We start from the raw sequence: 7592 nt of genomic DNA on the forward strand, positions 1-7592 counted from the left end.
TCGCCGCGCCGGCCGGGGTGGACGCACGACGCGCCGCCGCCGCGGCGTCGGCCGGCGTGGCCAGGCGGGCCGTGAACCAGAAAGTGCTGCCCTCGCCCGGCGTGCTGTCGACACCGACCTCGCCGCCCATCAGTTCGGCGAGCTGCTTGCTGATCACCAGGCCGAGGCCGGTGCCGCCATAGCGTCGCGTGGTCGAGGGGTCGGCCTGATGGAAGGGCGCGAACAGCTTCGGCAACTCATCAAAGGCGATACCGATGCCGCGGTCGCGCACCTCGAAACGCACCAGGGTGTCGGCGCCGACCGTGCGCAGGACGCCGGCGCTTACCAGTACCGTGCCCTGCTCGGAGAACTTGATCGCGTTCGAGGTGAAGTTCAGCAGCACCTGTTCGAGGCGCAGCGGGTCGCCGCGCAGCGGGCGCTGCAGCTCCGGGGCGATCTCGAACTCCAGCCTCAGGCCGCGGGCGGCGGCGGCCTCGCCCAGTTGGCTGGCGAGGTTGCGCATCAGGGCATCGAGCGTGAAGTCGAGCAGTTCCAGCTCGACGCGGCCGGCCTCGATCTTGGAAAAATCGAGGATGTGGTTGATGATGCCCAGCAGGTGCTGGGCCGAATGGTGGATCTTCTGCAGGTAGTCGCGCTGGCGCGGCTCGGCCGCCTGCTTGAGGGCGAGGTAGGACATGCCGATGATGCTGTTCATCGGCGTGCGGATCTCGTGGCTCATGTTCGACAGGAAGTCGGTCTTGGCCTGGCTGGCGGCGTCCGCCCTCGCCTTCAGCTGGTGCAGGTCGGTGACGTCGGTCGATACGCACAGCACCGCCGCCACCTCGCCGGCGGCGCGCACCGGTACCTTCACGCTCCACAGCTGGCGCACGCTGCCGTCGGCCAGCACCGCTTCGTGCTGCACCGAACGGCCCTGCCCCGTTTCCAGCACCGGCCGGTCCAGTTCCCAGACCTCGTCGGCGCGCGCCTGCGGCAGCACCTCGCGGTCGCGCCGCCCGACCATCTCCTCGGCGCGCAGCCCGGCCGCTTGCGCCATCTTCGCGTTCACGTAGCTGAAGCGCCGTTCGCGGTCCTTCATGTAGACGTAGGCGTCGACGTTGTCGAGCACCAGGTCGAGCAGCACGCGCTGCTCCACCGCCTGGCGGCGCGACCAGTACAGCTTGAGGAAGAGCGCGTAGATCAGGAGGGTCGCGCCGGCGCCCAGGGCCGAGGCCAGGCGCGGAAACCAGCGCCCGAAGCCGTCGACCAGTTCGGCGCGATCGGCAAGGAAGCGCGCCTTCCACAGATTGCCCTGGAAGCGCACCGGCAGCACCGTCTCGAACGGCTCGCCGTCGGCGCCCTCGACGCGCGGCTGCGGCGCATGACCGCCGGCGCTGTCGTACAGCAGGGTGTCGGCGGGACCGACCGCGAGCGGCTGTCCCGCCGGCGGCTGGGTCTCCGCCGCGGCGTACAGCTGCAGGGTCACCGGATGCCGTCCCATGCCGGCCAGCGCCCCCTGCACCAGGTCCGGTATCGAAAATCCGATCCCCACCGAGCCGAGGAAGGCGGTGCGCCGTCCTTCGACGTCAGGCGGCATGGCGCCGCCGCGGTAGACCGGAAAGCGCAGGCCCAGGCCGAGGTAGCGGCGCGGGGTCTCGATCTGCACCGGCTTGCCGGAGGCCGCCATTTCGCCGCGGTCGCGCGACTCTTCGACGGTACGCGCAACGTCCGGGCCGGCCGCCAGCATGTCGACGCCGAACCGGGACGCCATCATCGGCTCCATGTAGTCCAGCACCAGGTAGGCCGGGCGGCGGCCGGGCGGCTTGATATCGAATTCCGGATAGCCGCGCGGATCCATGCTGCGGTCGGCGCGCACCGCGGCCACGAAGGCCTCGCGCCCCGCGTCCGGCACCCAGGCGCCGTAGTTGACCGACACGATGGCCGGATACTGTTCGCGCACGTTCAGCGACTCGACGTAGCGGTGAAACTGCAGGCGCGAGACCTCGCCGCCGTTGGCGCTGAACAGGCCGGCGAGGTTGCGCACCACCTGGGCATAGGACTGCACCGCGCCGTCCAGGCGCTGGCGGGCGCCCTGGGCGATGCCGTCGAAGCGGCGCTGGGCTTCGTCGTCGGCGGTGCGTGCCGCGCCGAGGTAGAGGGCCGCGCCGACCAGCAGCGCCAGGCACAGGCCGCCGGCCCACAATGCGATGCGCACCGGGCCGCTGGCGCCCACGGTCTTTCCCATATTGCGCGAACTCGCTTCAGGCATGTCTGTGATCGTCGTGCGGCTGAATTTGAATAATTGCTAGTATTACGCAATCGGCCGCAAATGGCGAGAGCCCGGCAATATGGAGTGAAAATGCAATCGATGGAACAGGATCCCTATCTCTGGCTGGAGGACGTCGCCTCCGAGCCCGCCCTCGGCTGGGTCGGCGAACGCAATGCCGACACCGAAGCCGAACTCACGGCGGCGCCCGGCTACGCAGCCCTGCGCACGCGCCTGAAGACCATCCTCGATTCGAAGGACCGGATCCCCTACGTCGGCCTGCATGGCGGGCATTACTACAATTTCTGGCGCGACGCCGGCCACGAACGCGGCATCTGGCGCCGCACTTCGCTCGACGAATACCGCAAGCCGGAACCGCATTGGGAGACCGTGCTCGACCTCGACCGGCTCGCCCGCGACGAGGGCGAAAACTGGGTCTGGGCCGGCGCCTCCTTCCTCAAGCCCCATGGCAGCCGTTGCCTGGTCTCGCTGTCGCGCGGCGGCGGCGATGCCCACGTGGTGCGCGAATTCGACCTGGACAGCCTGGCCTTCGTGGCGGACGGCTTCAGCCTGCCCGAGGCCAAGGGCAGCGCCGCCTGGATCGACCGCGACACCCTGTTCGTGGCCACCGATTTCGGCCCCGGCTCGATGACCAGCTCCGGCTATCCGCGCGTGGTCAAGGAGTGGCGGCGCGGCACCGCGCTGGCGGACGCCCGCCTGGTCTACGAGGCAGGGGAGGACGACCTGTCGGCCTCGGCCTGGTTCGACTACACGCCCGGCCACGAGCGCCAGTTCGTGCAGCGCCAGATCGGCTTCTACAGCAGCGAGCTGTTCGTGCGCGACCCGGCTACCGGGGTGCTGACCCGGGTCGAGAAGCCGGAGGACGCCGATGCCTTCACGGTGCGCGACCAGCTGCTGGTCCAACTGCGCTCGGACTGGCAGATCGGCGCGACGACGTGGCCGCAGGGCGCCCTGCTGGCGATCGGCTTCGCCGCCTTCCTGGCCGGCGCGCGCGAGTTCGATTCCCTGTTCCTTCCCACCGGGACGACCTCGCTGGACGGCATCGCCGTGACCCGCGATGCGATCCTGCTGACGGTGCTGGACAAGGTCAAGAACCGCATCGTCGAGCTGCGCCACGCGGACGGCGCCTGGCAACGGCGCGAGGTCGCCGCGCCTGGCATGGGCGCGCTGGGCGTGTCCGGCGTCGACGAACTGGCATCGAACGACTACTTCCTGACCGTGACCGATTTCCTGACGCCCAGCTCGCTCTACCTGGGGCATGCCGGCAGCGACGAACGCGAGCTGCTGAAGTCGATGCCGGCCTTCTTCGACGCCAGCCCCTACACGGTCGGCCAGTTCGAAGCGGTGTCGCCGGACGGCACCCGGATCCCCTATTTCACGGTGATGCGCGCGGACACCCGCATGGACGGCAGCAATCCCACCCTGCTGTACGGCTACGGCGGTTTCGAAGTCTCCCTGACGCCCTTCTACAGCGGCGTCACCGGCGAAGCCTGGCTGGCGCGCGGCGGCGTCTACGTGCTGGCGAACATCCGCGGCGGCGGCGAGTTCGGCCCGCGCTGGCACCAGGCCGCACTCAAGCACCAGCGCCAGAAAGCCTTCGACGATTTCCTGGCGGTGGCCGAAGACCTCATCGCACGCAAGCTCACCAGCCCAGATCATCTCGGCATCATGGGCGGCAGCAATGGCGGCCTGCTGGTGGGCGCCGCGCTGACCCAGCGTCCCGACCTGTTCGGCGCGGTAGTCTGCCAGGTGCCGCTGCTGGACATGCGCCGCTACCACCAGTTGCTGGCCGGCGCATCCTGGATGGGCGAATACGGCGATCCGGACCAGCCTGAGGAATGGGCGTATATCGGCAAGTACTCGCCCTACCACCAGGTGTCGGCGCAACGGCGTTATCCGCGCGTGCTGTTCACGACCTCGACCCGCGACGACCGCGTGCATCCGGGCCATGCGCGCAAGATGGCGGCCCTGATGGGGGAACAGGGCCACGACGTGCTGTACTGGGAAAACACCGAGGGCGGCCACGCCGGCGCGGCGAATAACGAGCAGACCGCCACGATGTGGGCCCTGACCTATAGTTTCCTGTGGCAAGAATTGACCCGAAAATCAAGCCCGAAACCCGCAAATTTGCTCTAGCTCAAATAGCGAAACAACACTTCCCCCTCTCTAGGGGGGGGTTCCTGTCGGAACTATCAATCTTGCTAGGTCGCCGGATGAATGATGCATGGAATACTTGTCTTCCACACATCTTTACAACCTTTTTCAAGGAGGGAGCGGCGATGGCTAATGATTTCGTTACCGAAGCAAGCCTGCGGGAGCCCGAGGCTAATGCGGCAAAATTCCAGGCAGCGCTGGCTCCAACCGTCAGCGAGCTGAAGAAATACCGGATCGGCAAGCGGGAAAGTCAGGAAAAATTCTGGGGACGCTTCGGCGTGACGCAATCGAGCGGCAGCCGGTTCGAAACCGGGCTCGCGATTCCGGCACCGGTTGCCCTGCTGTTGAAGCTCTATGTGAACGGCAAACTCAACGATGGTGATCTTCTGGGCTGATCAAGCCCAGCGAGATCGCTCGCACCACCGCCTGCTGCCGGGTGTTGACGTTGAATTTCTGGCGAATGTTACCCATATGGAAATTCACCGTCGCCTCGGAGCAGCCGGTAATCTTTGAAATCTCCCACGAAGACTTTCCCACCATTACCCAGTTCAGCACCTCGAGTTCGCGCGGCGTGAGCCGCGGCGCGGCTTCGTGCGTGACTGGCGGACAGAAGCGTACTCCGGAAGCGAACACATGGTCGCGCACCAGGGCCAGTTCCGGCRGCAGCGGCGTCACCTTCTCTGAAAACCCATTCTCCGGCTTCGGATCGCAGGCAAAACTGAGCAGCCCGAATTCGCCGTTCGGTCCGTGGATCGGAAAGGCCACCCCGGCCCGGATGCCATGGCTGCACCCATCTTCATACATCGTGCGCTGGGCAGGGCTGCGGAAGGTATCGGCTTGCCACACCAGCGGCAAGGTGCTCGCCAGGCAATGGCTCACCAGCGGGTCGACGTAGGCGAGGCGCTCGGCTTCGTAACGCTCCCGCCATTGGCGCGGATAATTCGTCTGGAAGAAAGCGTGCTCGAGGCGCGCATGGCGCGAGCCCGACATCGCAAACAGGACCTTCTCGAAACCGTAGTGCCGGCCCAGGGAGAACAGCGCCTCTCCCCAGCTCGACGCCGTATCGCTATGCATCAGCTCGTCAAGTTCGACGCTCATCATGGTAACCCCGCGCTGTATTGATGGTGTAACTACAGTATGCTAGATGCGTTGTAACTAAAAAGCACGAATAATTATTCTTTTAAACATCTTTTCCGTCGCCACCACAGCGTAAAGCTTGTCGTTTTGATACAACAATCCGCTTGCCGGCCCCGGCAATCGTGCGCCCCTCAGCATCGAAATTCGATAAGCTCGCGCGAATTGTCTATGCAAAATTGCAAAAATGCAAGTTATGGCAAGCCTTGACAGTATTGCCATTATTGCTTTGACTTGATAAAACACAAGCGCATCTTTACAAGTTGCTGAGATTTAACAAAAACTGCCCGTCCTACCCTTCTCACCTTCGAGGAAATCTGGTCAATGAATAACATGACTGACATGGCTGAACAGCTGGATGTCAAGCTGCTGCTATCTACGTTGATGGCGCTCAAAAAAGGCGACTTCTCCGTGCGCATGCCCTCCGACTGGACCGGCGTGTCCGGCAAGATCGCCGACACCCTGAACGACATCATCGAGACCAAGCAAAAGATGGTCGAGACGGTGACGGAAGTCTCGCGTGTCGTCGGCCGCGAAGGCCACCTGACCCAGCGCGCCGACGTGCCGGGCGTGGTCGGTGGCTGGTCGACCATCATCAGCTCGGTCAACACCCTGATCGACGACCTGGTGCGTCCGACCACCGAGATGGCGCGTGTCATCGGCGCGGTGGCGAAGGGCGACCTGTCGCAGACGATGGCGCTGGAAGTCGACGGCCACCCACTGAAGGGCCAGTACCTGCGCGCGGCGACCACCGCGAACACCATGGTGGAACAGCTGTCTTCCTTCTCCTCCGAGGTGACGCGCGTGGCGCGCGAAGTGGGTACCGAGGGCAAGCTGGGCGGCCAGGCCTACGTGCCGGGTGTCGCCGGCACCTGGAAGGACCTGACCGACTCGGTGAACTCGATGGCCGGTAACCTGACCTCGCAGGTGCGTAACATCGCCGAGGTGACTACCGCGGTGGCGAACGGCGACCTGTCGAAGAAGATCACGGTGGACGTGCGCGGCGAGATCCTGCAACTGAAGGACACCATCAACGTGATGGTGGACCAGCTGCGTTCCTTCGCGTCCGAGGTGACCCGCGTGGCGCGCGAGGTGGGTACGGAAGGCAAGCTGGGCGGCCAGGCCTACGTGCCTGGCGTGGGCGGCACCTGGAAGGACCTGACCGACAACGTGAACTTCATGGCGTCCAACCTGACGGGCCAGGTGCGTAACATCGCGGCGGTGACCACCGCGGTGGCGAACGGCGACCTGTCCAAGAAGATCACGGTGGACGTGAAGGGCGAGATCCTCGAGCTGAAGAACACCATCAACGTGATGGTGGACCAGCTGTCCTCCTTCGCCTCCGAGGTGACCCGTGTCGCGCGCGAGGTGGGTACCGAGGGCAAGCTGGGCGGCCAGGCGCAGGTGAAGGGCGTGGCGGGTACGTGGAAGGACTTGACCGACTCCGTGAACTCGATGGCGGGTAACCTGACCGGCCAGGTGCGTAACATCGCGGACGTGACCACCGCGGTGGCGAACGGCGACCTGTCGAAGAAGATCACGGTGGACGTGAAGGGCGAGATCCTCGAGCTGAAGAACACCATCAACGTGATGGTGGACCAGCTGAACTCCTTCGCCTCCGAGGTGACGCGCGTGGCGCGCGAGGTGGGTACCGAGGGCCGCCTGGGCGGCCAGGCGAACGTGCCCGGCGTCGCCGGCACCTGGAAGGACCTGACCGACGGCGTGAACTCGATGGCGGGTAATCTGACCGGCCAGGTGCGTAACATCGCGGACGTGACCACCGCGGTGGCGAACGGCGACCTGTCGAAGAAGATCACGGTGGACGTGAAGGGCGAGATTCTCGAACTGAAGAACACCATCAACGTGATGGTGGACCAGCTGTCGTCGTTCGCGTCCGAGGTGACCCGCGTGGCGCGCGAGGTGGGTACGGAAGGCAAGCTGGGCGGCCAGGCCTACGTGCCTGGCGTGGGCGGCACCTGGAAGGACCTGACCGACAACGTGAACTTCATGGCGTCCAACCTGACGGGCCAGGTGCGTAACA

5 protein-coding genes are annotated in these 7592 nt (G+C 65.5%); 3 read left to right on the forward strand and 2 right to left on the reverse strand.

Annotated elements, in window-relative coordinates:
• The coding region (locus AC1DOQ_RS26660) for a sensor histidine kinase (RefSeq protein WP_477371346.1) at positions 1-2245 on the reverse strand (2245 nt) is incomplete at its 3' end.
• Positions 2246-2305: 60 nt separating this feature from the next.
• On the opposite strand from AC1DOQ_RS26660, the gene AC1DOQ_RS26665 reads away from it, so the two are divergent.
• On the forward strand, positions 2306-4399 hold the full coding sequence (locus AC1DOQ_RS26665; protein WP_477371349.1) for a prolyl oligopeptidase family serine peptidase: 2094 nt from the start codon (positions 2306-2308) through the stop codon (positions 4397-4399).
• 143 nt (positions 4400-4542) lie between these two features.
• Positions 4543-4812 (forward strand): helix-turn-helix domain-containing protein, encoded by a 270-nt coding sequence (locus tag AC1DOQ_RS26670; RefSeq protein ID WP_477371352.1) that lies wholly within the window; start codon positions 4543-4545, stop codon positions 4810-4812.
• On the opposite strand, the gene AC1DOQ_RS26675 is transcribed toward AC1DOQ_RS26670, so the two are convergent.
• Positions 4787-5518: an autoinducer binding domain-containing protein gene (locus tag AC1DOQ_RS26675; protein ID WP_477371356.1), complete on the reverse strand. Its 732-nt coding sequence runs from the start codon at positions 5516-5518 to the stop codon at positions 4787-4789. The genes AC1DOQ_RS26670 and AC1DOQ_RS26675 overlap by 26 nt on opposite strands.
• Positions 5519-5875: 357 nt before the next feature.
• On the opposite strand from AC1DOQ_RS26675, the gene AC1DOQ_RS26680 reads away from it, so the two are divergent.
• Positions 5876-7592: HAMP domain-containing protein (locus AC1DOQ_RS26680; RefSeq protein ID WP_477371359.1), on the forward strand; the 1717-nt coding region annotated here is incomplete at its 3' end.

The organism is Massilia sp. 01N417, assembly GCF_056399645.1.